This is a genomic window from Hahella ganghwensis DSM 17046 (assembly GCF_000376785.1).
Taxonomy (GTDB): Bacteria; Pseudomonadota; Gammaproteobacteria; order Pseudomonadales; family Oleiphilaceae; genus Hahella; species Hahella ganghwensis.
In genome coordinates this window covers 1-26,402 of record NZ_AQXX01000128.1, presented here as the reverse complement: position 1 = coordinate 26,402, position 26,402 = coordinate 1, and the positions used below count along the sequence as shown (strand labels likewise).

22 protein-coding genes are annotated in these 26,402 nt (G+C 45.4%); 20 read left to right on the top strand and 2 right to left on the bottom strand.

The features are described 5' to 3' along the window. Positions 1-60: 60 nt before the first annotated feature. The 20 genes from F566_RS0119625 to F566_RS0119530 all read left to right on the top strand — a co-directional run bounded on the left by F566_RS0119625 (position 61) and on the right by F566_RS0119530 (position 24,941). Positions 61-1,161, top strand: coding sequence for a GNAT family N-acetyltransferase (locus tag F566_RS0119625; RefSeq protein ID WP_157496926.1), 1,101 nt, complete (start codon positions 61-63; stop codon positions 1,159-1,161). Continuing rightward, complete coding sequence (locus F566_RS0119620) at positions 1,161-3,839, top strand: RIFT barrel domain-containing protein (RefSeq protein WP_020408734.1); 2,679 nt, start codon at positions 1,161-1,163, stop codon at positions 3,837-3,839. The genes F566_RS0119625 and F566_RS0119620 overlap by 1 nt, the downstream gene beginning before the upstream one ends. A 67-nt stretch (positions 3,840-3,906) precedes the next feature. Next, positions 3,907-4,884: a glycosyltransferase family 2 protein gene (locus tag F566_RS0119615; RefSeq protein ID WP_342662562.1), complete on the top strand. Its 978-nt coding sequence runs from the start codon at positions 3,907-3,909 to the stop codon at positions 4,882-4,884. 32 nt (positions 4,885-4,916) lie between these two features. Then, entirely contained in the window at positions 4,917-6,038 is a 1,122-nt protein-coding gene (locus F566_RS0119610) for a glycosyltransferase (RefSeq protein WP_020408732.1), read from the top strand. Then, entirely contained in the window at positions 6,035-7,030 is a 996-nt protein-coding gene (locus tag F566_RS0119605; protein WP_020408731.1) for a polysaccharide deacetylase family protein, read from the top strand. Before F566_RS0119610 ends, F566_RS0119605 begins: the two co-directional genes overlap by 4 nt. 27 nt (positions 7,031-7,057) lie before the next feature. After that, positions 7,058-8,167 carry a GNAT family N-acetyltransferase gene (locus tag F566_RS0119600; protein WP_020408730.1) on the top strand — a complete coding sequence of 370 codons (1,110 nt, stop codon included), beginning with the start codon at positions 7,058-7,060 and terminating at the stop codon, positions 8,165-8,167. A gap of 105 nt (positions 8,168-8,272) precedes the next feature. Continuing rightward, a complete protein-coding gene (asnB, locus tag F566_RS0119595) occupies positions 8,273-10,210 on the top strand; it encodes an asparagine synthase (glutamine-hydrolyzing) (RefSeq protein ID WP_020408729.1) in 1,938 nt (645 codons plus the stop codon). Between the two features lie 31 nt (positions 10,211-10,241). Beyond that, a complete protein-coding gene (locus F566_RS0119590) occupies positions 10,242-11,360 on the top strand; it encodes a glycosyltransferase (RefSeq protein ID WP_020408728.1) in 1,119 nt (372 codons plus the stop codon). A gap of 6 nt (positions 11,361-11,366) precedes the next feature. After that, a complete protein-coding gene (locus F566_RS0119585; protein ID WP_020408727.1) occupies positions 11,367-12,401 on the top strand; it encodes a sulfotransferase in 1,035 nt (344 codons plus the stop codon). 12 nt (positions 12,402-12,413) lie between these two features. Beyond that, complete coding sequence (locus F566_RS0119580) at positions 12,414-13,571, top strand: glycosyltransferase family 4 protein (RefSeq protein ID WP_020408726.1); 1,158 nt, start codon at positions 12,414-12,416, stop codon at positions 13,569-13,571. 8 nt (positions 13,572-13,579) lie between these two features. Continuing rightward, on the top strand, positions 13,580-15,043 hold the full coding sequence (locus tag F566_RS33520; protein WP_020408725.1) for an oligosaccharide flippase family protein: 1,464 nt from the start codon (positions 13,580-13,582) through the stop codon (positions 15,041-15,043). Positions 15,044-15,102: 59 nt separating this feature from the next. Further along, entirely contained in the window at positions 15,103-15,654 is a 552-nt protein-coding gene (locus F566_RS35665; RefSeq protein WP_020408724.1) for a glycosyltransferase family 2 protein, read from the top strand. A 6-nt stretch (positions 15,655-15,660) separates the two neighbouring features. Further along, entirely contained in the window at positions 15,661-16,170 is a 510-nt protein-coding gene (locus F566_RS0119565) for a hypothetical protein (protein ID WP_020408723.1), read from the top strand. Positions 16,171-16,372: 202 nt separating this feature from the next. Further along, positions 16,373-17,815 (top strand): lipopolysaccharide biosynthesis protein, encoded by a 1,443-nt coding sequence (locus F566_RS0119560; RefSeq protein WP_020408722.1) that lies wholly within the window; start codon positions 16,373-16,375, stop codon positions 17,813-17,815. Further along, positions 17,731-18,777 (top strand): sulfotransferase family protein, encoded by a 1,047-nt coding sequence (locus F566_RS0119555; RefSeq protein ID WP_157496924.1) that lies wholly within the window; start codon positions 17,731-17,733, stop codon positions 18,775-18,777. Before F566_RS0119560 ends, F566_RS0119555 begins: the two co-directional genes overlap by 85 nt. Before the next feature lie 28 nt (positions 18,778-18,805). Continuing rightward, on the top strand, positions 18,806-20,152 hold the full coding sequence (locus F566_RS0119550; RefSeq protein ID WP_020408720.1) for an O-antigen ligase family protein: 1,347 nt from the start codon (positions 18,806-18,808) through the stop codon (positions 20,150-20,152). 25 nt (positions 20,153-20,177) lie between these two features. After that, positions 20,178-21,035 (top strand): type 2 periplasmic-binding domain-containing protein, encoded by an 858-nt coding sequence (locus F566_RS33510; protein WP_020408719.1) that lies wholly within the window; start codon positions 20,178-20,180, stop codon positions 21,033-21,035. 9 nt (positions 21,036-21,044) lie between these two features. Then, the gene (locus F566_RS0119540) at positions 21,045-22,982 is read left to right on the top strand and encodes an acyltransferase family protein (RefSeq protein WP_020408718.1); all 1,938 of its coding nucleotides are present in this window, start codon (positions 21,045-21,047) and stop codon (positions 22,980-22,982) included. 55 nt (positions 22,983-23,037) lie between these two features. Further along, entirely contained in the window at positions 23,038-23,922 is an 885-nt protein-coding gene (locus F566_RS0119535) for a glycosyltransferase family A protein (protein ID WP_020408717.1), read from the top strand. A 227-nt stretch (positions 23,923-24,149) separates the two neighbouring features. Next, complete coding sequence (locus tag F566_RS0119530; RefSeq protein ID WP_026180148.1) at positions 24,150-24,941, top strand: sulfotransferase family protein; 792 nt, start codon at positions 24,150-24,152, stop codon at positions 24,939-24,941. An 8-nt stretch (positions 24,942-24,949) separates the two neighbouring features. On the opposite strand, the gene F566_RS0119525 is transcribed toward F566_RS0119530, so the two are convergent. Next, complete coding sequence (locus F566_RS0119525) at positions 24,950-25,951, bottom strand: GMC family oxidoreductase (protein ID WP_020408715.1); 1,002 nt, start codon at positions 25,949-25,951, stop codon at positions 24,950-24,952. A gap of 221 nt (positions 25,952-26,172) precedes the next feature. After that, the coding region (locus F566_RS33505; RefSeq protein ID WP_020408714.1) for an IS3 family transposase at positions 26,173-26,402 on the bottom strand (230 nt) is incomplete at its 5' end.

Genomic DNA, 26,402 nt, shown 5'->3' with positions numbered 1-26,402 from the left:
TTTTGTGATCAGGATATAGAATTTCTCCCGATGAGTCGGGAGCAGGAGAACCAGTGGCAGATGATGCTTCTTGTCGAAGAGAAAGTTATCGACCAAAAGCACCTCGCTGAAATCGAGGTGCTTTGGCGAGAATTGACGCCAGTATCAGATCATCATTTTTTCACCAGTTGGTGGTGGATCGGTGCGTGGCTGAGAACTTCCGTTTGTGATCCAAGATTGCTCATGTTCTATCACGGTGAAAACCTGGTTGGGGCGGCGTGTATTCATTATTCTGAATTCAAGCGCAATGCCTTTGTCTGGACGCAGGCAAACCTGAATAGAACCGGTGAAACGGATTTTGACCAAGTCTGGATCGAGTACAATGATGTGCTGGCACACCCTGATTATCAGTTGGCTGTTCGACAAAAACTCGTTGAATATGTGTTCAATGTTAAAGGCGTTGCTGAGTTTCGCTTTGGTTTGTCGCTAACTACAGCTCTGGAGTCCATGGAATCAAATGAGCTGGAATGTGAGTTTGAGTTTCGCACAAAAGGATATCTGCTGAATCTGCGACCAGAATATGCTGACTTTGAGCAATTGCTACCGGTCTTTTCCAGCAATACTCGCAGTCAGATACGTCGTTCCAGAAAAGCCTATTCCAATTCCTATGGCGAGCTGGAAGTGGTGCAGGCCGCCAACGTTGGAGAGGCACTGGATTTTTTTGATCATGCGGGGCGTTTTCATCAACGAAAATGGGATGATAGCGGGTTCCAGAATCGCAACTTTAAGAGCTTTCATCACGATTTAATTGCCAATGCCTTTGATGCTGGCATGGTCAGTTTATTAAAAGTGACTGCCGGAGATCAGGAATTGGCCTATCTTTACAATTTTATTTACCGCGGGCGAGTGTATTTCTATCTTTCCGGCATTAATTATGATTTGTCGGGGAATCAGTTTAAGCCCGGTGTGTTGTCTCATACTCTGGCGATCAGTTGGTATGCTGCTCAAGGGCTTGATGTTTATGATTTTCTGGCGGGAGATGCCCGCTATAAAAGATCATTGAGTGACACCGAGTATGACATGGCATTGTTGTCGCTCAAGAAAAAGACGATTAAAACATCTGCATACAAGCTGTTGAAAAGGGTTCGCACACAGGTTAAGCGTGGTTTGAATAATAACTGATGTTCTCTATACCAATACAAATTGACGGCCGGGAGGCCGGTTCGGGTAACCGACGCATGGCGGCGTTTGCATGCCCATTCCCAAAGGGTGCGCTGCACCAATGTACTAATCTTGTGTTGACCGGGGATTCTTCACAGCTGCCTCTGGTGGCTGAGGTGACTGCACGGTGGCCTGATAGTAGTGTTAAGTGGTTGCATTTCGAAACAATGGTCAATGTGACATCTCAAGACCGGACACTGTTTTTGGAGATTGATAAAACCGCTAATCATCCAGATTCCGAAGTTAATGAGCCTTTTTCAGGGGCTGAGGATATTGTTCTGCTTGATGTGGCAACGTCCGATGGAATAACTACTCTGTTTCGCGGGACTGAGAAGTATGAATTCAGTGGCGCTGAGCAAGACTTTGAACTGCGCATCACCGGTGTGGCGGGTAGTACCTTTTTGAAGGGCCCTGTCATTAAAGGGAAAGACGGAGCAAAAATTCCATTCGATGTCGAGAATGTTTCTCACGAAGAAATCGGTGAAGGTCCTCTGAAGAAAGTGGTGGTCACAGTTAATGGGGCTTTCGAGGCAAATCACCTTAGAAAGCCTGTAAATGGTCGGTTGAGATTTGCCTTTCTTCCTTTTACTTCCTTGGTTGAGCTCGAGTTCACAGCTCATAATCCCAACGCAGCCAAACACCTTAATGGTCATTGGGATCTTGGGGATCCAGGGTCATTCGTGTTTGTCGGATGTCATATGGATATGCAATGTGAAGTAGCCAAAGCCTTCTTTCAACTGAATGAAGGTGCGGAATGGCAGAGTAGTGAGTCTGCTGTTGTAATTTACCAGGGAGGGAGTGGTGGCGAACGCTGGAATAGTCCTGTTCATGTGAACGCGGATAATAAGATTCCGGTACAGCAAAGAGGTTATACCGTTCATGCTGGTGATGGAAAGAAAATTCTGGAAGGCTTGAGAGCATCGCCGGCTCTTTTGTTGGATAGTCCTGGTGGTAGGCAGAAAGGAATATTTATCAGACCGGTACAGTTCTGGCAAAATTTCCCGAAGTCACTAGAGCTGACCGAACAGGGAGTCAGTCTGGAGTTCTTCCCAAGCAGATATTCAGGCCCCCATGAACTGCAGGCAGGTGAGAAAAAGACGCATCGATTGTTGTTCTCCGCTGAGGCTGTTGCTGGTCAGTTTGATTGGTTGTCTGAACCTGTTTCTCTGGCTGTTGACTCTGGCTGGGTGGCGTCTTGCAGGGTTATTCCCGGATTAATCCCGGCGAGTCCGCTGGATGAAATGGAAGAGATTATTAATCTGGGCTTGAGTCATCCGCAGCATTCGTTTATGCAAAAGCGTGAAGCCATCGATGAATATGGGTGGCGGAACTTTGGGGATATTTACGCTGATCATGAAACAGCGGAGCATAAGGAAGACAGTCTTTTTGTCTCCCATTACAACAACCAGTACGACCCTGTTATGGGGATGCTACGTCAGTATCTGGCCACAGGAAACCCCGAATGGTTTCATCTCGCGGACGATCTGGCCCGGCATGTTTCAGATATTGATATCTATGACACTGAAGATGATAAGTTTGAGTACAACAGGGGGCTTTTCTGGCATACGGATCATTATGTCGATGCTCAAACAGCCACTCACAGGACGTATTCTAGTCGCCAGAAAAAGGGGGTTTACCAGGATCATGCCGGAGGGGGCGGTCCAGGGGGGCAGCATTGCTATACTACAGGTTTGATGTACCACTACTTCCTGACCGGGAATAGAACTTCCAAAGAATCCGTTCTGCAGCTAACGGAATGGATCAGGGCTGTTTATGAAGGCGATAATGGCCTGCTGGAATATGTATTGGCTCTAAAAAATGCCAGTAATCCAGGGCTGAAAAATCCTCTTTCCCGGCGTTATCCTCTGGATCGGGGCACTGGTAATTACCTGGTGGCGCTGCTGGATAGCTATCAAATCACTTTGGATGATCGTTATCTGCAACACTCTGCCCAAGTGATCAGAAACACGGTAAATCCGGCTGAGGATATTGCTTTAAGAAATCTTCAAAATGTAGAAGAAACATGGTTTTATACGATATTCTTGCAAGCAGTTGTTAAGTATTTGATGGTGAAAATCGAGGCTGGCCAGTTTGATGAGGATTTCTATTATGCCAGAGATTCCTTGTTGCACTTTGCCGACTGGATGTTGAAATACGAATATCCTTACCTGGAAAAGCCTGAGATTCTGGAGTTTCCAAACCACACATGGGTTGCGCAGGATGCTAGAAAACCATACCTGCTCACCTATGCTGCAATGTTTTGTAGTGATCTGGATAAACGCCAACTCCTGATAGAGAAGGCGGCATTCTTTGAGCATTATGTCATTGAAAATCTAAAGCACGAGCAAACTAATTACTACACGCGTATTCTGGCAATTCTAATGCAGAATCATGGTCCTGGCAGAATGCTTAAGTGTATGAAAGAACATGAAAACTGGCAGGAGTTACTCGGAATTCCAGCACCTGCGCTCTCTGATTCAGGTGTCAGTTATCCGGCACCTCAGGCTAAAGGCAGAGGGAGCCTGTGGGCCGCCGCTTTGCTTGAGTTGTCTAGAAGGATGCTTGGTCTTTCGATAAGTCGAGAGCTTGGCTGGCTTGCCAAACGTTCAGAAAAAGTGGCGGCTTGGTTAAACCGTTAGATTAAAATATATGAAAGTGCCTGGCAGCGCATTTTCGAGCGGAGTCAGGCCATCTTAAGTTATTAATATGTCAGCAGAAATAGAAACTAGCCCAATGATTGTGTCGTTCATCATCCCGCACAAAGGCAGAACAGAGATGCTCGAGCAGACCGTTGCTTCTGTGTTGAACCTTCAGCATACGAATATGGAGCTGGAGATTCTGATTGTTACCCAGAATGACCATCTTGATATCGGATTTCCAGAGACACCCGGAACCCATGTTCGCGTATTTCAGCAGCCAGCTTCGTTGACAATTTCGCATTTGAGGAACTATGGCTTCAGTCAGTCAAAAGGAGAATATATTGCATACCTCGATGCTGATGTTGCTTTGTCAGAAAACTGGCTGGAGGCGATGGTAAACCTTCTGCAGCAGGACCCGGGAAGAGTTTTGGTCAGTGCTGTACAGAAGAATAGTGAAGAAGCTCCTGTTCTTGAAAAAATTCGCACTGCTTTAAGCAATGCCGATATTGACTGCGAACTGAGTTTTCTTCCTGGTCGAAATCTCTTTATGCGTCGTGATACTGTCGATAGGGTCGGAGGGTTTCCTGAGCACTTGACGACCTGTGAAGACTATTATTTTACCTATCGGGTCAGTGAGCTGGGGGTGATGTACTACTCCTCTGATGCTGACTATGTCCATCTTGGTGAAGACAAAGAGCTCAAAGCCATGTTTGACAAGGAAATATGGCGAGGGCAGTCAAACCTGCATTCTATTAAGGGGCGAAAAATTCCTTTGTCGGAGATTCCGAGTTTCCTGGTGCCAATGTGGATTCTGTTCTTCGCTCTGGCGTTTGTTCTTTCCGGGTTAATGGGACATTTATCGCTTTCTGTGATTTGTCTGGTATTTGCATTCCTTCCAATCCTGGCCTATAGCGTCAGGTTGTACGGTGTGGCAAACCGGGAGATTGAGTTCACTGAAATTTTTAAGTTTTATCTTGTTTACTTTCCTGCCCGAATCATCGGAACTCTGGTAGGGCTATTTAAATCCATTGGCGCCGGCAGCTGATTAACTATTGAAAACTGGGAATCTGTCAATTAATGAATGTATTGCAATTTATCTGTCCAACCGGATTCTATGGCGCGGAACGTTGGATTCTGGCCTTGGCCAAGCACCTGCCGAGAGAGTCGGTTCAATGTGATCTTGCGGTCACACTGGAAGACAATTCCCGTGACCTGGAGTTGGTTAAACAATACAGGAAGCTGGGACTGGAGGCATTCGAGCTTCCGATGTCTCACCGGTTTGACTATAAGGTGATCAATCGGTTGGTCGATTTGATTAAGGAAAGGAATATCCAGGTCATCCATACCCATGGTTACAAGTCCGATATCCTTGGAGTGTTGGCAGCCAGAAAAGCCGGAATTCCCTGTATAGTGACACCCCATGGATTTGAAAACGCCTCCGATCTGAAGCTCAGGCTGTTCATATGGCTGGGCAATCTGTCTATGAAATATGCTGATGTTGTTGCGCCTCTGTCTCCGGCATTGATGGAAGATGTGAAAGTAATCGGTGTCCCGGACAGAAAGGTGACTTACATTCAGAATGGTGTGGATCTATCTGAAGCAGAAGCTGAACTGGAAAATGAAGTGACCCTGGCAAAGCCTGGAATTAAGAGAATAGGATTTATCGGACAATTGATAAGCCGCAAGAATCTCTGGGATATGCTGGATGTATTCGAGAGCCTGGCTTCAAGGTACGAGAATGTCACCTTGTCATTGCTTGGGGACGGTGATGAAAGAAAAGCACTGGAAGAGCATGCTGCCAGCCTGAAGCACGGAGATCGGATCGAGTTTCTGGGATTCAGAGATGACAGAATGGCCTATCTCAGAAGTTTTGATATGTTCGTTATGACGTCAACTCTTGAAGGGATTCCTCGCTGTCTGATGGAGGCGGCGGCAATGGGGGTGCCGGTTGCCGCGTACAATATCCCAGGAATTGATCAGTTGGTATTTGATGGGGAAACCGGCTTGCTGGCTCCACCGGGAGACAAGGCCAAGCTGGAATCTCAATGGGAAAAAATCCTGTTTGATGAAGGCGTGGCCAAAGAGCTTGCGCAGAACGCAAAAGACTATGTATATCAACATTATTCCGCTCAGAGAATGGCAGAAGAATACCGCCAGCTATTTGAGCGGGTTGTAAAAAAAGATGGGATAAATCGTTGAATAAAAAAGAAAGCGTGGATTTCATCCTATCCATTGATACGGAGGAGGAGTGGGATTGGTCCGGCACATTCCCAACCCGGGATTTTCGCCTGGATAATATCAAGCTGATTCCAGAGCTTCAGGAAATGTGTCATGCGCTTGGGATCAGAACGACCTACTTCGTTGACCATGCGGTCGCAGACAATGAAGAATCTGTCGCGTTGATGAAACCATTTTCGGATAGGGGGGAGTGCGAAATTGCTGCCCACCTGCATCCCTGGTGTAATCCTCCGATAGACGAAGAGATTAACGAACGAAACTCCCATGTGGTGAATCTGGATATTGCACTTGTGGAGAAGAAACTGGCGGAATTGACTGTGACGCTGGAAACAGCCTTTGGATGCAAACCAACGGCATTCCGAACCGGACGCTGGGGGATCGACGGACCGATTTTGAAGCTTTTGGCAGATTACGGGTATACCGTGGATTCCAGTGTCTATCCTTTTTATTCCAATGAATTCTTTACTTGCCAGGGGGCCAGTCTTAACCCTTACTGGCCGAGTTTTTCTGATTCACTGAAAGAAGATCGTCAGCAAAACCGAATCATTGAGATGCCTGTGACCGTTGGCTTCAACAGGGTGAATTTTGAGTTGTTTAACCACTTGCAGGAAAAGCTCTCAAATAAACCCTATAAATGGTTTCACCCAATTGGGCTGGCCTGGCATACAGGAATCTTCAAGAAGATCTATCTGTGCCCGGAAATGTCGACAACCTCGGATATGCAGTCGTTGATCGACAAATCTCTCATACGAGGTCAAAGGGTATTCCATATGTATCTGCATAGCTCCAGCCTCCTGTCCGGTGCGACAGGGTTCATGGAGAGTAAAGATGCCTTTAATGATATCGCCATAAGAATCACCAATATTGTGAAGTATCTCAGTACGAAGGCTGAGATTAACTTTTGCACCATTACAGAGTCCGCTAATCAATATATGAAGCGCGACGGCCAGTGACACGACTGCAGATAAAGAAAACGCGACGTGACAGAAAAGAATGTGATTAGTATTAAAGAGCTTAAACCCGGTGAAGATGTCATGTGGGACGACTATGTACGGTCCCACCCATGCGCGAGTCCGTATCATTTTTCTGCCTGGGGAAAATCTGTTCAGCAGGCCTATGGGCACACAGGCTGTTATTTAGTGGCCTGGCAAGGTGGTCAGCAGGATCCCGATGGCCCCAAAATCGTAGGTGTGATGCCTGCTGTCAAAATGAGTATCCCTCTGAAAGGGAATACCCTTTGCTCTCTCCCTTTTTGTGACATTGGAATGGGGCTGGGGGATTCTGATCAAGTGGAGGCTCAATTGATCAGCCACCTGCAAGATTCACTTGCAGGTTATCGTGTGAAGAGCATGGAGGTTCGTTTTTCGACAAACACCCCCATGGAGGTCCTAACGGCAGAGGGGGGAGATGATTCTCCGACCGAGGCTGGAAAGGTCAGCATGATACTCGACTTGCCCGAGACTGCGGAAGAGCTGTGGAAGGGCTTTAAGTCCAAATTACGAAGCCAGATCAGAAAAGCGGAAAAGAACGGTTTAACCCATGAACTTGGTAACCGACCCGATCTTGTGACCGAGTTCTATGAGGTGTTTGCCCGCAATATGAGAGACCTGGGCTCTCCGGTGCATTCTCAGGCTTGGTTTGAAGCGCTCAGCGAGAACTATGGCAATGACATGGTGATCTCAATTGTCCGTAAGGACGGGGTGCCGGTGGGAGGTGGCATAGTGCTTTACTGCGGCGGCAAAGCATCCATTCCCTGGGCCTCCACAGTGGCTGAATATAATCGCCTGGCCCCTAACATGATGCTTTACTGGTCGTTATTGGAAGAAACTTGCCGCCGGGGATGTACCAGATTTGATTTTGGAAGATCCACTTACGGTGAAGGAACTTATAAGTTCAAGTCCCAGTGGGGCGCCAGGCCTTATGCCTTGGTATGGCGTGAATTTGACCATGCCGGTCAAAAGCCCCAGGAAGCAGACAAGGAAAACTCTGTCAGCCGAATCCGGCCATTGATTGAAGCTTTCTGGAGGAAGCTGCCGCTATCTATAAGCGTTATTCTGGGGCCTAAGCTGAGACGGTATATCAGCTTGTGATAAAACTCCGGGCTCCGACGATTATCTGACAAACGGAGAAATCGTTCAGAGTCAACAATCATGAAATATACAATTGACGGAAACATTTTGAGGGCCATTTAGACAATGTGCGGGATAGCTGGATTTACCAGGTTTGATCAGTCGGTACCCAGTGAGTCAGTGCTCAAAGCGATGGGTGACGTGATTCAACATCGGGGACCGGATGCCTATGGTATCCACGCCGAAGAAGGTGTCGGACTTTGCCACCGTCGATTGAGTATTGTTGACCTCTCTGAGGCCGGTAACCAGCCGATGAAGTCCGCCAATGGGCGGTATGTGATCGTCTTTAACGGCGAAATATATAACTTCCTGGAACTGCGTGAGATGCTGGTTGAGGAAGGCTATCCATTTCAGAACCGGACTGACACGGAAGTTATACTTGCGTTGTATGAAAAAGAAGGTACCAAGTGTCTGGACAAGCTGAATGGCATGTTTGCTTTTGCAATCTGGGATCGACAGGAAAAGTCGGTCTTCCTGGCCAGAGATAGGATTGGAAAGAAACCCCTATACTACCATTTCGACGGCGCAAACCTTTACTTTGCATCTGAATTAAAGTCTCTTTTGACCATTCCAGAAATCCCAACGGAAGTTCGCCTGGACTCGGTTTACGATTTTTTTGCTTACCAGTATGTGCCCGATCCCAAGACCATTTTTCAGGATATATACAAACTGGAACCAGGGCATTATCTGACCCTGACCGGGAATCATTTGTTGAAGCAGCAATATTGGGATGTGACTTTTGCCAATCACACCTCCAAGAGCGAGCCTGAACTGAAGCAGGACCTTCTGCAATTGCTGACAGATTGCACCAAAAGACGGATGATTGCCGACGTACCACTTGGGGCTTTTCTGAGTGGAGGGATTGATTCGAGTGGTGTTGTTGCGTTGATGGCTCAGAACAGCGATAAGCCGGTGAAAACCTGTTCAATCGGATTTGATGAGAAGAAATTTAACGAAACAGAGTTTGCCAGGGTGATCGCAGAGCAGTATCACACAGAGCATCATGAGTTCACGGTACATCAGAATGTGAAGGACAATCTGGAAAAGATAGTATCGTTTTTTGACGAGCCATTTGCCGATCCTTCTCTGGTGCCAACCTATTTTGTTTCAGAGCTGGCCAGACAGCAGGTGACTGTGGCGGTTGCCGGTGACGGCGGGGATGAAGTCTTTGCAGGATATGAAAAGTACTCCATTGACGATATCGAAAACCGTTTGCGGAGCAAATTTCCACGTTTTCTTCGAAAAAAAGTCTTCCCGCATCTGGCGAATCTATTGGCTAAATCTAACAATACTTTGTGCAGGAAAGGAAAGACGTTACTGACGAGTCTCAGCCTGGAGCCCGAAATGGGATTCTATCTATCTAATGCCCAGATAGATGACCGACAGTGGGAGAGGCTGGTATCAGATGACACGCGAAAACAATTGGGAAGCTATCATCCCTCAAAAATCACAACGGATGCCTACCACCGGGCGGACGGTGAAGACCATGTCGCGAAAATTCTTTATACGGATATGAAGACCTACCTCCCTGGTGGAATTCTGGTCAAGGTAGATCGTATGAGTATGGCCAACTCACTGGAAGTGCGAGCTCCCATTCTTGATAAGGAGGTACTGGAATTTTCCGGAACATTACCTTCTTCGCTCAAATTTCGAAATGGTGAGAAAAAGTACATTCTGAAGGAAACTTTCAAGCAATTGCTTCCCGATGAGGTTTTGTATCGGAAGAAAATGGGGTTTTCGGTGCCCCTGGCCACTTGGTTACGCACGGAGCTGAGAGAGCTGGCATCAGACTATTTGTTCCATAAGGGAGAGGGAATCCAACAGTTTTTCAATATGGACGAAGTAAAAAACATGTGGACTCAGCACCAGAATGAAAAAGCGGATCATTCTGCGGTGTTGTGGAGCATGCTGATGTTTCAGATGTGGTGGTACCGATATATGCAGAAAAGGGCAGAAGCGCCTGGCAGTTTCACTGCAAATAACGTCTCAGAGGTAACTGGCTAGTGACCATGATGATTTTCAGAGGCGTCAGAAAGTGAGACCGATCAAAGTATTGCACGTGACCTATGATATGCGCATAGGCGGAACTGAGCAGGTTATTAAAAGTCTGATAGAAAATACTGACGCCACGAAAGTGGATATGTCGATATTTTGTATTGAATCGCCACTTGGTCCCTTTGCCGACGACCTGCTGAAAGAGGGTGTGCAGATCACGGCTTTGTCGCGCCAGCCAGGGTTTGATGTCAATCTGATTAAGGGAATTAGACAGCATATTCAGGACCACGACATCGACATCGTGCATTGTCATCAATACACCCCCTATGTCTATGGCGTTATTGCGGCCTTATTTTCGCGGGCTCGTGTGATCTTTACTGAGCATGGTCGGTTTTATCCGGACAGAAGTAGCTGGAAACGAAAGTTGGTCAATCCCTGGCTGCATAGGATAACGGCTGCCACCACAGCGATTTCGGCAGCAACCCGTACAGCTCTGGCAGTGTACGAAAATATTCCTGAATCAGACATACAGGTGATTTATAACGGAATCAAAGCATTGCAGGCAGATGAAACGCAGGTAAAAGCGCTTCGTGAGGAACTCGCAATCCCGAAAGACGCGCTATGTCTGGGCACGGTCGCCAGACTGGATCCTATCAAAAATCACCCCATGATGCTGAAGGCGTTCAAAAGAGTGCTGGGGGCGGGGATTTCTGCCAGGTTGATTATTGTCGGGGATGGTGATGAAAGAAAGACAATTACAGACCTCATAAAAGAGCTGCAGCTTGAGTCTCACGTTATCCTGACCGGTTATGATCCAAAGCCTCAACGCTACCTGGCTCTGATGGACGTTTACTTGCTGTCTTCCTTGAGTGAAGGCACCTCGATGACATTACTGGAAACCATGTCATTGGGAAAAGCCTGTGTAGTAACTGATGCTGGCGGAAACCCCGAAATCGTCGAACATGGAGTCACCGGTCTGGTTACTCCGAATGATGACGCGGAGGCCTTTGCCAACGGTATTATCGAAATATGCTGTGCTGAAGAGACAAGACTTGAGATGGGAGTCAAAGCCCGTAAACGTTTTGATCAGTTGTTCTCGGTAGAAAGTATGGTATCTGCATTTCAGCAGCTCTATTCAAAAGCGCTCGGAACCAAGTAACTAGTTATGTCATTCAAGACTCAAGTAAAAGACCTGTCGGTCAAAATCTTTCAGAAATTTCTGTCTCAGCCACCTGTGCAAGTGATGCTGGACGATAAGATTGCGGATTCAAATCAGCTGCTCCCGAGTATTCATAATCAGGCGCAGCCGTATTTTACGGTTAACTCGACTGGCCAAACGGTGTCAGAACGGGACGATATTGTATTTATTTCCAGTCGTTTCAGAAGCGGCTCAACGCTTTTATGGAATATCTTTCGGCAAACCGAATCCTGTACATCCTATTATGAGCCATTCAATGAAAGGCGCTGGTTTAACTCTGCTGTCAGAGGGGAGCGTGTTGATAATACTCATCGTGGAGTGAACGACTACTGGCGTGAATACGATGGTATGGATGACATTGATTCACTCTATAATGAGGACTGGATACGTTCCCGGTTGCTTATGATGGAGGATGTCTGGGATCCACAGATGAATCGGTTTATCGACCAATTGGTGACAAGAGCGCCATTGAGGCCTGTATTACAATTCAATCGGATTGACTTTAGATTGCCCTGGTTGCGTAAACATTATCCGAATGCCCGGTTTCTGCACCTGTACCGTCATCCAAGGGATCAATGGTGCTCGTTCCTGACGGATGAGCAGGTAATGAATAGCCGGGTTGTAGAGCAAACCTATCAGGATGCCTTTTATCTGGATGTCTGGTGCAACGATTTGGCCAAGTATTTTCCTGTCCTCGATAAACGGCACACCCCACACCCCTATCAGCGTTTTTATTACTTATGGAAGCTGTCGTTCCTGTTCGGTCAAAAATACAGTGACCATAGCATCAGCTTTGAGTCTCTTAATGAGAATCCAGAGCAAGAACTGGAAAAGATGTTTGATGTGATTGGTCTGCAAGATGCGCCAATGGAAAAGCTTTGCGGAATATTTCAGGCTCCGCCGAAGGAAAGGTGGAGAAAATACGCCGACGAACAGTGGTTTTCTGAGCATGAAATGGAATGCGAGCATAATTTAAACCAAATGTTAGGCAAGAGTTCCTGAACAGGGCCCAAAATGAAAAAGACTCTACTGTTAAGTGAAATTTTCCCTCCGGTAAAAGGGGGGAGCGGCCGCTGGTTCTGGGAAGTTTATAACCGGTTGCCAAGAGAAAAAGTGGTTGTCGCTGCCGGTCAGGCTAATAATGCAGCCGATTTCGATGCAAACAGTCCCTTGAAGACTTACAGGCTTTCTCTCAGCTCCTTAAGTTGGGGGTTGAGAAGCCTGATCGGCCTTAAGTTTTATTGGAAGGCCTACTGGCAGGTGAGAAAGCTGGTAAAAGAGGAAAGCATCGAAGTCATTCATTGTGGACGTTGCCTGCCCGAAGGTTTCATTGCCTACCTGATCAAAAAGACCATGGGGATTCCTTATATTTGCTACATACACGGCGAGGATGTGGAAACAGCAGCAACCAGTCGCGAATTGACCTGGATTGTCCATCGGGCCCTGGCTGGCGCTGAAAAACTTGTGTGTAACAGCAAAAATACCGCAGACATTGTCCTCAATACCTGGCAGGCCGAACCAAATAAAACTCATGTGGTTCATCCAGGTGTTGATGCCAATTATTTTGTTCCAGCAGAAACCGATTTGGCTGTTCGTGAGCGACTGGGCTGGGGAGAGCGTCCGGTGATCATTACAGTGGGCAGGCTTCAATTGAGAAAGGGCCAGGACATGCTGATACGGTCACTCCCAGAGATTAAAGCCAGATTTCCGGATGTTCTTTATGCCGTTATTGGGGAAGGGGAAGAGAAACCGAATCTGGTGAAGTTGGCTCAGGAGCTGGGGGTTGCTGAGAATGTTGCGATGATGTCTGAGTTGAGTGATGAACAGATGTTGCAGTGTTATCAACAGTGTGATCTGTTTGTATTGCCAAATCGGACTATCGGGTGTGATATCGAAGGTTTCGGTATGGTGCTGGTGGAAGCTCAGGCCTGTGCCAAACCGGTCATCGCCGGTGACTCCGGAGGAACAGCGGAAACCATGGTCATTGGTAAGAGTGGGTTTGTCGTGGACTGTACTCGGCCTGAGCCGCTGGCTAAAGAGATTACTGAGCTTCTGGAAAATAGGGAAAAGCGCGAAAATATGGGGAACCTAGGCCGTCAACACGTGGAGAGTAGCCTCGATTGGTCGCAGCTGGCTGAGCAAGCCAGACAACTTATGCTCTCGGTGAAGTAGCAGGGAATATGGCAAAACTGGCTGCGAGTCTGCTGGGGAGTTCATCCCTGTCTGTAGCAGCCAAGCTTTTTCAGAGGATTGTTGGTTTTGTCAGCATGTTGGTGCTGGCGAGGCTCTTAACTCCGGAAGACTTTGCTATAGCGGCACTGACCTCTATTGTTATCTACTTCTTTGATGTGCTGTCCAACGTGGGAAGCGAACAGTACATTATTCAGAAAAAGGAAGTGTCCGAGATAGACCTGAATACGGCCTGGACACTCGATATCCTCGTCAAAAGCGCTCTGTTCATGCTCTTGGTTGCCTGCGCGCCCCTTGTCGCAGGATGGTATGAGAATCCTGATCTCCTTTGGGCACTCATTGTCGCTTCATGTGTTTTACCTATTAACGCGTTGAAAAACCCGGGGTTGATCTGCCTTAAACGAAACTTGGAATACAACGCCATATTCTGGCTATCTGTGATTCAGAAGCTCGTGTCATTTGCGGTCGTCATGGCTGTTGCGTTCACTTATCGCAGCTATTGGGCAATGATTATTGGAGATGTGATTGCAGCTTTGGTTATGACTCTGGGAGCCTTTGTTGCACATCCCTTCAGGCCAAAGTTCTCCCTGGTCACATTCGGCAAACAATGGTTGTTTTCTAAATGGATGATCGTTAAGGGAATAGTCGGATACGCCCGCTCGCAGACAGATACCTTCCTGGTTTCATTGTTTTTCCCTCAATCCACCCTTGGGCAATACCATGTTTCTCGAAACATTGTGATGCTCCCCAGTCATAACTTGATGATGCCAGCGATTGAGCCTTTATTGGCTGCATTCTCCAACAATGCCGACAATCGCAGTGCTTTGGAGTTTCAGGTGAGGGTTTGCCTGTTACTGGTTGGCATATTGATCACCCCAATCGTTGCATTTATGTGGTGGTTTCCAGGGCCGATTGTTGACACTTTGTTGGGCGATCAGTGGAAACAAAGTCATGGGATCATCAGTAATCTCTCTCTCATCGCTTACTATTTGCCATTTTTGCTGGTGCTCGAGCAAATGCTTATAGCGTCGAACAGAGTTAAAACCGCATTTGTTTTTGATCTTCTCAGTCTGCTGGTCGTCGTAACAGGCTTGGTACTTATCAATCATGAGGATGTTGAGGCATTCGCTCTGGCGCGGGGTTTACTGGGAGGCGGGGCTACTATACTTCTATTTGGTTACCTCTCATCGCAATACAATCTGTTTTCATGCAGGCTGTTGGCTTGGCTGCTGATGATTTTTGGGCTGTCGATGGTGAGTGTGTTAATTGCAGACTCTTTACCTTTGGAGAAATTTCCTGCGGTAGTTCAACTTTTTGGTTACGGAAGTGCATTTGTTATTTGTAATGTTATGTTAGTTGTGGTTACTATTTGTACTGTTCGCCCGTATTCCGAGGAAGCTACATATCTGGTAAGCGCACTGCGAGCACTGCTGAAGCTTGAGAGGAAGCAATAACCGGGCATTCAAATTCTGTTGGTGATTGGTGTAACTTTTGCCAAATAAGGAATAATAATATGAGCTCAAGCGTGCCTTTGGTCAGTGTTATTGTGCCTGTCTACAATCGACTGCAGTTTCTCCCGCAGCTCTTCAATACGATTTTCTCCCAGGATTATGACAATTATGAGGTCATCATCGTTGATGACGGCAGCACGGACGGTACTGCGGAGTGGATTGAGGAAAATCGACTTAAGTTTTCCAAGCCCATTCATCTTATTCGGCAAGAAAATGCTGGTCATTACGATGCCCGCAATAATGGGCTGGATCATGCCAACGGAGAGTTGATCGCCTTTCAGGACAGTGATGACGAGTGGACTCAATACCATATTTCCCAACTGGCCAGGCTATTTATAGACAACCCGGATGTTGACTGGATATTTGGGAGGATTCAGCGAATAGATCACTTCACAGGCAAGGTGGTTGAGGATTCAAACTTCAAACTAAAAGATGGAAAACTCCATCCTTTTCTCAAACTCAATAGCGACTCCAGGGCTGGGGGGTTAAGGGTATTTGAAGATCCCAAAATTGGTGAAACGGCGATTACTCACAGAGTACCGGGTAGCACCTAATGTGCGATGATGAGGAAGAAAATCTTTAGTAGTCTTCGTTTTGACCCCAGTTACAGGACAGCTTACGACCAATTTTTTGCTGTACGTGTTGTCCTGGCGGGATTCAAATTTGGATATGTTGAAGAAATTCAGCAGATTTATCACATCCACGACTCCCATATTTCACTGGTTGCAGGTGGTGACGCAGAGAAAAGGGAGAGAAGTGCCAGGACGCACATAAAGGGTTACGGAAGCTTGGCGCCCTACGTACGAACAAAACGCGAGCTTAATGCGTTAAATAGCAGGCTGGCCGATGAATGGGCCTGGATGTTGTCAATTTCATTACGGGATCAAAAGCGACACGGGCAAGAGTGCAAGGCGCTTTGGCGCGCTGTTGAGCTTCAGCCAGTTAATGTCTTGTTCTGGAAAAGCTTCTTACTTTCTGCTGTTAGGGCTGCAGGCAGTTACGCATCAAGGTTAAATGTATTGAATTTGGTGAAATTTTTTAAAATTTTGCGTCAATTTGTTAGGCCATAGTACTTTCAGTCCTTATAATACCGCCCTGGTAAGTGGGCATCAAAAGAAAGCGGAATTTAACCGCTTTTTTTTATGGGTGCCCTTTTAAAGGAACAAGTAGTCCGCGTTTCCCTGACAGGTGCCTTCAATCAGAGCCTCAGCATGGATGATCGGGCTCAATACTTTCCCTACGTTTTTTAAATTGGATTAACCAGAAATTGGTATGAGTAAAGTACATAAGGCACTGGCTTATTCGGTATTTTCAAAATACATCAATCGTGTAGTCAATCTTGCTTCAGTTGTCATAATTGCCCGTCTATTGACTCCCGATGAGTTGGGGCTTTTCGCGATTGCCAGCGCGATTGCTCTGATCGCCAGTGAGTTGAAATCATTCGGTGTTGGCGGGTATCTGATCAGGGAAGAGGAAATTGATGTTGACAAGGTTAAGCGAGCACTTGGCCTGAGCGTGCTGATTTCCTGGGGGGCTGGTTTTGCTCTGGTGGCCGCGTCATGGAGCATTGAGTCGTTTTATGACAAGGACGATATTGCTCTCCTCATACAAATTCTCTCATTAAGCTTTTTCCTGTCACCGCACATCGGTGTCGCCAAATCACTTATGGCGAGGGATTTTCACTTCAAACATCGCTTTATAGCTGAAACATCAAGCCAAATTGCTCAGTTTGGAGCAGCGGTACTCTTTATATTACTGGGGTACAGCTATTATTCATTGGCGTATTCAACAGCGACAGGGTTTATTGTGGAATTGATCGCCGTGGTGATCCTGAAACCCAAGCTTTTTGTGTTTACGCCAAAGTTCCAGGGATTGAAGTCTATTGCCAAGTTTGGGGTATTTGTGACGTTTTCCAACTTGTTCAATAAAATAGCGGCAAATGTTCCGGATTTGATTATCGGTAAGCTGGGTACAACCTCCGAAGTTGCCTACTTTTCGCGCGGGATAGGATTTCTCAGTTTTCTGAAAATGACGATCAACAGTGGTGTAAGGCCAGTGGTGACCCCCTATCTTGCTGATAAGAAAAGAGAAGGAGGGAATGTCGAAGAGGCATACTTGAATGCTATCAAAATGCTGAGCGCTATTCTCATACCGGTACTTCTCGTGTCCGGCTACGCGAGTGAGCCGGTGATAGTGTTGTTTTTTGGTGATCAGTGGTTACAAAGTGCACCTCTGGTTTCAATCTTGTGTATTTGGGCGGCTCTCAGGGAGATGCATACTATCAGTCCATCCTTGTTCATCACTACAGGGCATGAGCGACAGCTGTTTTATCGGGATTTGGGGTATTTGCTGTTTATTATTGCTGTGGTCTATTTCACTTATGAATATGGACTGGAGGGTATCGCCTGGGGAATGGTGTTTACAGGGTTTGTTGATTTTCTGGTCATTTGTACCATGTTGCAGGTGTTGGTGAATATATCCTTGAAAAAGCAATTTCTGGCATTTTTACCCAACCTTATTCTGGCAGGTATTTGTGTGTTTTGGGCGTTCCTGGTTGACCAGTGGATTGATTTCAAGGAAACCAGTGTCTTTTTGTCAATGCCGATACTAGGAGTGACCACGGGTATTGTGTGGCTTGCCACGCTGATCTTGATGAAGCATCCGCTGGCATCGGAGCTACAGTATATGGCCAGAAAATTACTCAAGAGATCGTGAGGAAAATATTACATGGTTCTGAAACCCTAGTATTCAAACCAAATTATTCAGATTTTGCTGGGAAATACGAAAGAGCGGGAAAATTAATGTCCATCAACAGACAGTCACAACCTTTATTCATACTGGGTACTCAGAGATCCGGAACGACATTGCTCGCCCGGATTCTTTCCAGCCATAAAGATATATTTATTCAGAACGAAATCAGCGTGGAAAAGGTTTTCGAGGGAGTGAACGATCCTGCGAAAATGTTGTCGTTAATGGATGTTCAGATTCAAGAGAGACATGGCGACAGCTTGGAAGATGTGCTGCAAAAAGAAGGGAAATCTGTTTGGGGAGTCAAAGATCCCGAGTTGACCTACCATCTGGAAAAGCTTGAGCAGTTTATTCCTGAAAGCAAAATGCTCCTGATCCTTAGAGATGGCCGTGGGGTGGTGAACTCCTACATGGAAAACAAATGGGGGTTGGGAACCAACGCATATACGGGCGCAATAAGGTGGAAAGAGGAAGTTGAACAACTTCTAGATTTTGCCGAACGCCACAAAGAGCAGGTCTTAGTTGTACGTTTTGAAGACCTGATTACAGGCATGGAAGCAGAATTAAGAAGAATTTGTTCACATTTTGGCGTGGAATTTGATCCTGAAATGCTGAAATATGACAAGAAGAAGGCAATGTTCAAAGAAAACCCGCACAATGTGAACACCAATAAGGCGCCTGACATAACCTTGGCAGAGAAGTGGCAGTCGAGGTTGTCTCCTCGTGAAGTGGGGATTATCGAGTATGTTGCAGGGGATACGCTGAAGGCTCATGGATATGAATTAGCAGGAGAGAAGGTTTGTCCTTCTGCTATTGAGCGTGCTTACTATCTGGTACATCAGAAGATTATTGGCGAGATCCAATTACAATGGCAATGGCGAAGATCTCTTATCAGGAAAAAGAAAAAAGCCGGAACTTCGGTTTCCTGAAGTAATAAGCGAGATAGTTTGATCACTGATGCTTAACGTTTTACTTTTTTTCATAACCTATATCAGCGGATTTATTGGCGGCCTGCTGCTTCATCCTGCCTATATTTTCGTACTGTACGAGGCGGTTTACTTTTTTAACCCGCAGAGACGCTGGTGGGGACCGTTGGTCCCTGATCTCAGCTATTCCTATTTTGTCGTGATCGTGATGATTGGGCTTCTGGCGGTCAAATATAAGCAGTTCAAATCTAACAGGTTGCTTGATATTCCACAATTCAAGTGGATGTATTTCGTACTGTTGCTTTACGTCGTTGCTTATTTCTATGCCGTAATGCCTCAGTATCACATGGAATATATGACTAACTACATCAAGCTAATAGTCATTGTTTCTGTTGCCTATAAGCTCATTGACTCTGTATCAAAGCTTAACTGGATCATTTATGGCTATATATTTGGAAGCTGGTACATAGGATGGGTTGCATTTCAAACCGGACGAAACTCAAGCGGCCGGGTGGAGAAAATCGGTACCGTTGACTCGCCAGATGCTAATGGTATTGCCGCAGCGATTGCTCCATCGCTGGTGTTCTGTCTTTACTACTTCTGGACTCATCAAAAAAAGTTGGCCAAAGCTATTTTTGTGTTTGCGGGCATGTTTATCGCCAACGGAATCGTTCTGATCAACAGTCGAGGGTCTTTTCTCGCGATCGCGGCCAGCATGATGATATTTATGTATCATATGTATTTCTCCAGTTTCCAACGCAAATACCAGAAAGCGACCGCTATCATGATAACCCTGTTCGGTTTAATCGGGGCTGGTACACTGATGGACGATGCCTTCATCGAGAGGATGAAAACGATCACCAATACTGAGGTCAGCGCGGAGAAAGAGAATGCCGCAACCCGGACCATTTTCTGGAAGGCTGCTTGGGATATGGCGAAAGATCATCCTTTTGGAGCTGGGTATCACGGATTTAACCATTATGCAGAGTTTTATATTCCTCATGGTTATGACACAGGGGGTTCTTTAAAAAGAACGGTGCACTCCACTTGGTTTGAAACGTTGTCAGAAGTCGGATACATGGGGCTGATAGGTTTTATCTTGATGCTGTTCACTGCTCAGCGAAGCCTGGCAAAGTGTAAAAAAGAACTGCGGCGACGACAGGAAGTGGATGAATATTTCAAGGTCATTGCCATAGAAGCGGCTTGTGTGGCCTTTATTGTTGCTATGACATTCTTAAACAGAATGAGGGCGGAAACACTGTATTGGTTGCTGCTGTATACAGGCTGCGCATACAATTTATATGTGCTGAAATATAAGGAGCCAAAGGGGATAAAGTCTCCGGCCTCCGCTAAGTCTTCGGCCCAGGTGTCGACCTGAAAGGTATGAGGTAGATCAGAATATTATGAAAAATCGTATTTTGTCGATTTTTGGTGTTGTTGCATTACTGGTCGGTATTGGGCTAACGGGAGTTAATGTATACGGCCTGTTCCGGGATGTTAGACCAGCAAATCTGGAAGGAACAGATACCCGTTTTCATGAGGATCTGACCATGGATTTCGACCAATCCATGACAGAAATCATTCGTAAGTCAGGCGAATCAGAAGAGCAATATGCGGAGAGAGTAACCAATGTTATCTCCAAAAGTCTTGCTCACATTCATTGGAAGGAAGAAACGGATAATACCCGGTTTAATCAGCTAATACCGATTTGGGAAAACTACTTCCTCTATTTTATGGGGATTTTTTCCGGTATTCCTGAGTATCAACGCTACCATTATGCGGACTATGAACGTAGCTTAAGAAGAGGTATTGGGATATGCGGTGATGCCTCGATGATTATGTCCCAATTACTTGATCAAAATAATATTCCCAACCAGATTCTGACTTTCCCAGGGCATGTTGTGGTCGCAGCGAGCTTTGATGGGGGGAGGGAGCTGACATACGATCCTGACTTTGGCGTATTTCTACCATATTCGCCTGATAGTATTCAGCAGTCGCCGGTGTTAGTCAGAGAGCACTATGCAGGTCAAGGGTATACAGAAAAAGAAATCAATACTCTGAACTGGCTGTATGGTAAGGATTATCAGCGCTGGAACGGTGTTTCTCACTTCATCACCAAGAAATACTATTTTGAAAAAGTATCCTATTGGCTCAAATGGCCGTTTCCTTTTGTATTAATTGCATGTGGTCTCTTTTTTGTCCTGAAACGAAAATCAATGACACCGGCGAAAAATGCTAAGCTACGAGAATCTCTTACGTAAGAAAAAATCATGATTCAATACAGAAAGGAAATTGATGGCCTCAGGGCCATAGCGGTTATTCCTGTCCTGCTGTTTCATGCAGGAATTGGTTTTGTGCCTGGCGGGTTTTATGGCGTAGACATATTTTTCGTTATCAGTGGTTATTTAATCACGTCGATCCTATTGAAAGATCTTGAAAATGGTCATTACTCCATTCTCGACTTTTATGAACGAAGAGCCAGGCGCATACTGCCGGCTTTGACAGCGGTATTGGTATTCACCAGTGTTGTTGCGTTCTTGGTGATGTCTCCCGAAGATCTGAAGTCCTATAGCCAGAGTGTCGTCTCGGTTGCGTTGTTTTCTTCTAATATTTATTTTTATCTGACAAGTGGTTATTTTGCCACGGCTTCGGAGGAGTTACCTCTCCTTCACACATGGAGTCTGGCAGTTGAAGAGCAGTTCTACTTATTCTTTCCTGTACTTCTATACCTCTTATGGAAATGGGGCCGATCTTCCAAAAAGGTCATATGGGGTTTAAGTGTTTTGTCTTTTATTGGCTGCCTTTGGTTTGCAGAAAAGGATAGCTCTGCCAATTTTTATCTAATCCACACCCGGGCTTGGGAGTTGTTTTCCGGGGCTTTGGTGGCAATGAGCTACACGTCATTGGCGCGATATTCCAGTACACTGAGAGAGATTTTCAGTTGGTTTGGGGTAGGTCTGCTGTTTTTCAGTATCTTGGTTCTAGATAAAACCTATAGCCATCCTGGATGGGCGACTTTGGCTCCTGTATTAGGGACTTGTCTTATTATTGCCTTTTCCAATCAAACGCATTCCGCGAAGTTTCTTGGCAACAGAGGCTTCGTGTGGATAGGTTTGATTTCTTATTCACTCTATTTGTGGCATCAACCAATATATGCATTTATCAGACTGAAGTTTGAGTCTGAACCTCCGTTGGACATATTTTTAATCGCAACCCTTGTATCTATTGCATTGGCCTGGGCTAGTTACAGATACGTTGAAAGGCCCTTCCGGAACCGTAAGTTCATGACGAGACAAAAGATCTTCGGTGTGTCTGGATTTGCCCTGAGCTTGTTTATGTTGCTGGGCGTTGCCGGGCACTTGGGTGAGGGTTGGAGCAAGCGTTTCTCATTAGGGATGGATTTGGCATCGATTGATTATAGCCCTGCTCGGTATTCCTGTACTTCGAGTTCCGGTAACTATATTGCGCCTGAAAGCGCTTGTCGGCTAAATAAAATGAGTTCAGCACAGTGGGCTGTACTTGGCGATAGTCACGGGATTGAAATCAGCTATTCATTGGCTAAAAAGTTAAGTTTCAGCAACCAGGATGTTGTGCAGCTAACTTATTCTGGTTGCCCGCCTGCCTATCAGTTTGAGACTATCGTTAAAGGGTGTTCGGGGTGGCTCAAAGAGACAATGGAATACATTAAAAATGAAGATAAGATACAAAATGTGATTTTAGCATACCGACACACGGCTTATCTGTATGGGTATAAAGAAGGAAAAGCGACAAAAGAAATGCCGAGAAAAGTGAAAGGGGAAGAGGGGGCGTCTGTCGCAGAATTGCATGAACTGTACTGGAGTAGCTTTGAATCGATGGTGAAAGAACTCAAGGGCAGTGGTAAAAATGTAATTCTTTTATACCCAATACCTGAACTGGTGGCAGATGTTACCAAGTTGGTTATTCCGCAGACTATTTTCGACACAGAGATCGATGAGAATAAGATCCGTGTAGATATCTCCCGGTATAAGGAAAAAAACTTTTACTCCGTAGAAAGGCTGAATCGACTAAATTCCAAGTACCAGTTGGAGGAAATATTCCCTTCTAATACATTGTGTGATAGCAGCAACTGTTATGCAGTAAAAGATAGCAAGGCTCTGTATTTTGATGATAACCATCTCAGTGTTGCAGGAGCAGACCTGGTATTGACGGAGCTTTTGGTCCAGTAATCGCCTAACTTGAGCACTTGCTGGTTATCAGGTTTAAACGGATTAAGGTAACTGAATGTTTGTATTTTTATTGTCGCTAAAACACCCGGAAACGGCTAATAACTACCAGAGAGTGGAGGAGCTTCTTGAACTCACTCTTAGATCTATATGTGGTCAGTCCTGCGCTGAGTTCAGGGTGGTCGTAGTATGTAATAAGGTGCCTCAAATCAATTTTAGCGATGATAGGGTGCACTTTCATGTTGTCGATTATCCTGCGGTAAGCAAGTCAGGAGGCAAACTGGATAAGGAAGAAAAGTTTACAGACAAGGGCACAAAATATATGTCTGGCTTACTTTTCGCCAAGCAGTTTGCCCCCAAATATGTCTACATATTTGATTCGGATGATTGGGTTAATCGCAACCTGGTTTCCTATATGAAATCAGCGCCGGATTACCCTCTATGGTGTGTGGATAAAGGGTATTTTGTTAACTTTGAGTCCAAAGAATATAAGAAAAGAAGTGGCTTGTTGAGATATTGTGGTAGTACCTTTATCTACGATTATAACTTTCTTATGAGAGAGGCCAATGTTCAGGGTGCTATTGATGAGAAGTCCTCGCAGAAGGAGCTAATAGAGGCAACTTCGCATCACTTTATAGTCAAATTACTCTCAAATCATACGATTAATTATGTCTATTTTAAGGATAAAGGAATTGTCGCAAAGCCGATTCCTTTAAGAACAGCCTGTTGGATACAAGGTACTGGTGAGAATGTCTCGAATACTGCAGGTGGTTATAAAGGACTTTCAATCGATGACGAGTTTTGTCATACCTTTAGTTTGCCGGATTCGTGTAAATCGAAAGATAAAGCAGAGTTCTCAAACTGGATTCGGGATCTGTTCGCTGGGATCTACTCCTCATTAACCTGGTACTATTCAAAATATACTGGAAAGCGAGTGTTCTAAGCGGTTTATTATGATGTTATATCGCTGTACGAAGAAGGGAAATTCCTTTTTCGATAAATAATTATTACGGTCAGGCGGCTTGTTAGAAGGCTCTCAATGTTGTTAAACGTGATGACAGCAGAGCTGCATGGTAATTAAGCCTGGTATTTTGATGTTGCAGGTAGACTATATGTAATTAAGTGGTTCTGATTGAGTGATAAATAGTTTAAAACCAAAACGAGAGTCATATGATGAAGGATTTTGGATGGTACAAAAAACTGTTTGTCTTACTTTCAAATCCCAGATTGTTGAAAAATGATAAGGAGTACATATTTGTTTTAGGGCATATGCGAAGCAGATCTTCCGTACTGTCTCATGTACTGGGAAGCCACGATGATATAATCGGGTATACGGAGCTTCATCGATCATATGCGAATACAGACTCTTTATTGAAAATGCGTGTTGATCTATATGAAGAATTTGGACAGCAGTTTGGGAGTCGTTATTTGCTGGACAAAGTACTTCATAATGGACTTGATCCTAGTGAAGCAGTCATCAGAAGAGCGAATCCGAAGCTGATTTTTTTGCTTCGTGAACCTGTCGGCTATGTTAACAGCTTGATCAAACTCGGCAAGAAGGTTGGAAAGGCTCATTATGCCAATCTTGATTTTACCATTGAGCATTATGTTCTCAGGGTAAACTTCCTGGCGCAATTACCAGAAAAATATGGCCTGCCATTCTTTTACATTGATTCAGATGAACTGGTGAGCAATACAGACGAGATCTTGGAGGAACTTAGTCGATTCCTGGATCTTTCAACACATCTTTCTCCAACTTATAAAAAGTTCGAAAAAACCGGTAAGCGTAGATTCGGTGACTCATCTGAAAATATTAATTCAGGTGCCATTGTGGATACGTCAAAACACCGTGATGAATCTGACAAGATTGAAATCCCTGAAGACAAAATTGCACCCGCTATGGATGCCTATCACGCCTGTCGAGAAATACTGATTAACCAGTCAGTAAACCAAACCGGTTAAGAAAGGCCTTATAAATGATCAACAAGCATGCAGGATAGGGCGGCGATGGTATAAGTGGGGTTGTGACTGCCACCGGTTGGCATTGTCGAACTGCTCGATATATAGAGGTTGTCCTTGCTGTGAACTTTCAGAGCAGGATCTACGAATGAGTTATCAGATGATGTCCCCATAATGGTTCCTCCCATATGGTGGGAGGCATCAGTCGCAATAGGCCAGTCACCGTCTTTATCGATGGGAACATTTAACCTACCTATACCCTGCTCCTGCAGATATTGGTTAATTTCGTCATGAAGAGTAAGAATAGACTGCTTTTCTCTGTTACTTAGAGAATATTCAATATGAGCCTTCTTATTACCGAGGGAATCTTCGTCATTCGATAAGGTGATCTGATTTTCGTAACGGGGCTCCATTTCAAGATAGTTCCGGATACGAAACTTCTTTACATTAGGCTTTTTATTAGTAATTCGGAAAAAAAGGTATTGAATTGCCAACGATATCGATTTAATTCGATCGTTTGATTTTGCCCGTTCGAGGTGATCGGTATCACCGGTCTCGCTAAAGTCCAGCATGGCCACTTCTTTATTCTGGTAGAGGGCCAGGAATATTTTGTGGAAAGTCCTTTTATTCTTAAGAAAGGTGATAACTGCTGAAACTAACTTGTCATCACTCCAGAGCATAATGGGTTCGAATCTTATGTAAGCATTCAGGAGTTGCTTCTTTTCCTGGACCTCCCAGGGGAGACTCAATCCTATATACTTATAGAGATTGTTTTCGATAGTGCCGACATAGTCGTTAATATTGGTCGAATTGAACAGCTCCAGAAAGCCATACTCACTTTTCGGGTGGTTCATGAAGTACTTGCCCAGATATTTGCTCTCCCTCCCAAGAATCAAAGAGCCTTTTTCCTCTGCATTGAGGAGTAGGCGAACTGTTTCAATCCCTCCAAGTGCCAGAATAAACCTTCCAGCCATGACAGTGGATTGAACGAGAGTTCCCGCATGGGCAATCACAATATTTTTAACTCTTCTGTCATCTGAGCAAATGTCAGTGACATGGGCGTTGTAAATCAGCGTTATGCTTTCATCCAGATAGGTCGCATAATTGATTGGCTCTGGATGACCATAGAATGCGCGCTTTCTGAATTGCTCAAATAGAGTGCTATGTTGAGTGGGTTTATTCTGAGTATCTACAAAGCCATAGTGACGTGGTCAACTGATTTGTGACAACCCAGTTAAGCAACTTCTCGTAATTCTTTCCAGGCCGTTTCATATTGATTCGGGCTTTGGTAATCCAAATATGAATGTAGCCGAAAGCTGTTGTAGAACATCGTGATGTAATGCAACACATCTTGCTGTGCTTCTCGTCGAGTCTGGTAGTGGTGCCATTGAATCCGTTCTTGCTTCAGGCTACCGAAGAAGCTCTCCACTACCGCGTTATCCCAGCAGTTCCCCTTTCGACTCA

Excerpts from the sequence above, each read along its gene's own strand:
- F566_RS0119625 (WP_157496926.1), top strand. The coding sequence starts at position 61 with ATGATGCTTCTTGTCGAAGAGAAAGTTATCGACCAAAAGCACCTCGCT.
- F566_RS0119620 (WP_020408734.1), top strand. The coding sequence starts at position 1,161 with ATGTTCTCTATACCAATACAAATTGACGGCCGGGAGGCCGGTTCGGGT.
- F566_RS0119615 (WP_342662562.1), top strand. The coding sequence starts at position 3,907 with ATGTCAGCAGAAATAGAAACTAGCCCAATGATTGTGTCGTTCATCATC.
- F566_RS0119610 (WP_020408732.1), top strand. The coding sequence starts at position 4,917 with ATGAATGTATTGCAATTTATCTGTCCAACCGGATTCTATGGCGCGGAA.
- asnB (WP_020408729.1), top strand. The coding sequence starts at position 8,273 with ATGTGCGGGATAGCTGGATTTACCAGGTTTGATCAGTCGGTACCCAGT.
- F566_RS0119585 (WP_020408727.1), top strand. The coding sequence starts at position 11,367 with ATGTCATTCAAGACTCAAGTAAAAGACCTGTCGGTCAAAATCTTTCAG.
- F566_RS0119580 (WP_020408726.1), top strand. The coding sequence starts at position 12,414 with ATGAAAAAGACTCTACTGTTAAGTGAAATTTTCCCTCCGGTAAAAGGG.
- F566_RS33520 (WP_020408725.1), top strand. The coding sequence starts at position 13,580 with ATGGCAAAACTGGCTGCGAGTCTGCTGGGGAGTTCATCCCTGTCTGTA.
- F566_RS35665 (WP_020408724.1), top strand. The coding sequence starts at position 15,103 with ATGAGCTCAAGCGTGCCTTTGGTCAGTGTTATTGTGCCTGTCTACAAT.
- F566_RS0119565 (WP_020408723.1), top strand. The coding sequence starts at position 15,661 with ATGATGAGGAAGAAAATCTTTAGTAGTCTTCGTTTTGACCCCAGTTAC.
- F566_RS0119560 (WP_020408722.1), top strand. The coding sequence starts at position 16,373 with ATGAGTAAAGTACATAAGGCACTGGCTTATTCGGTATTTTCAAAATAC.
- F566_RS0119550 (WP_020408720.1), top strand. The coding sequence starts at position 18,806 with ATGCTTAACGTTTTACTTTTTTTCATAACCTATATCAGCGGATTTATT.
- F566_RS33510 (WP_020408719.1), top strand. The coding sequence starts at position 20,178 with ATGAAAAATCGTATTTTGTCGATTTTTGGTGTTGTTGCATTACTGGTC.
- F566_RS0119540 (WP_020408718.1), top strand. The coding sequence starts at position 21,045 with ATGATTCAATACAGAAAGGAAATTGATGGCCTCAGGGCCATAGCGGTT.
- F566_RS0119535 (WP_020408717.1), top strand. The coding sequence starts at position 23,038 with ATGTTTGTATTTTTATTGTCGCTAAAACACCCGGAAACGGCTAATAAC.
- F566_RS0119530 (WP_026180148.1), top strand. The coding sequence starts at position 24,150 with ATGATGAAGGATTTTGGATGGTACAAAAAACTGTTTGTCTTACTTTCA.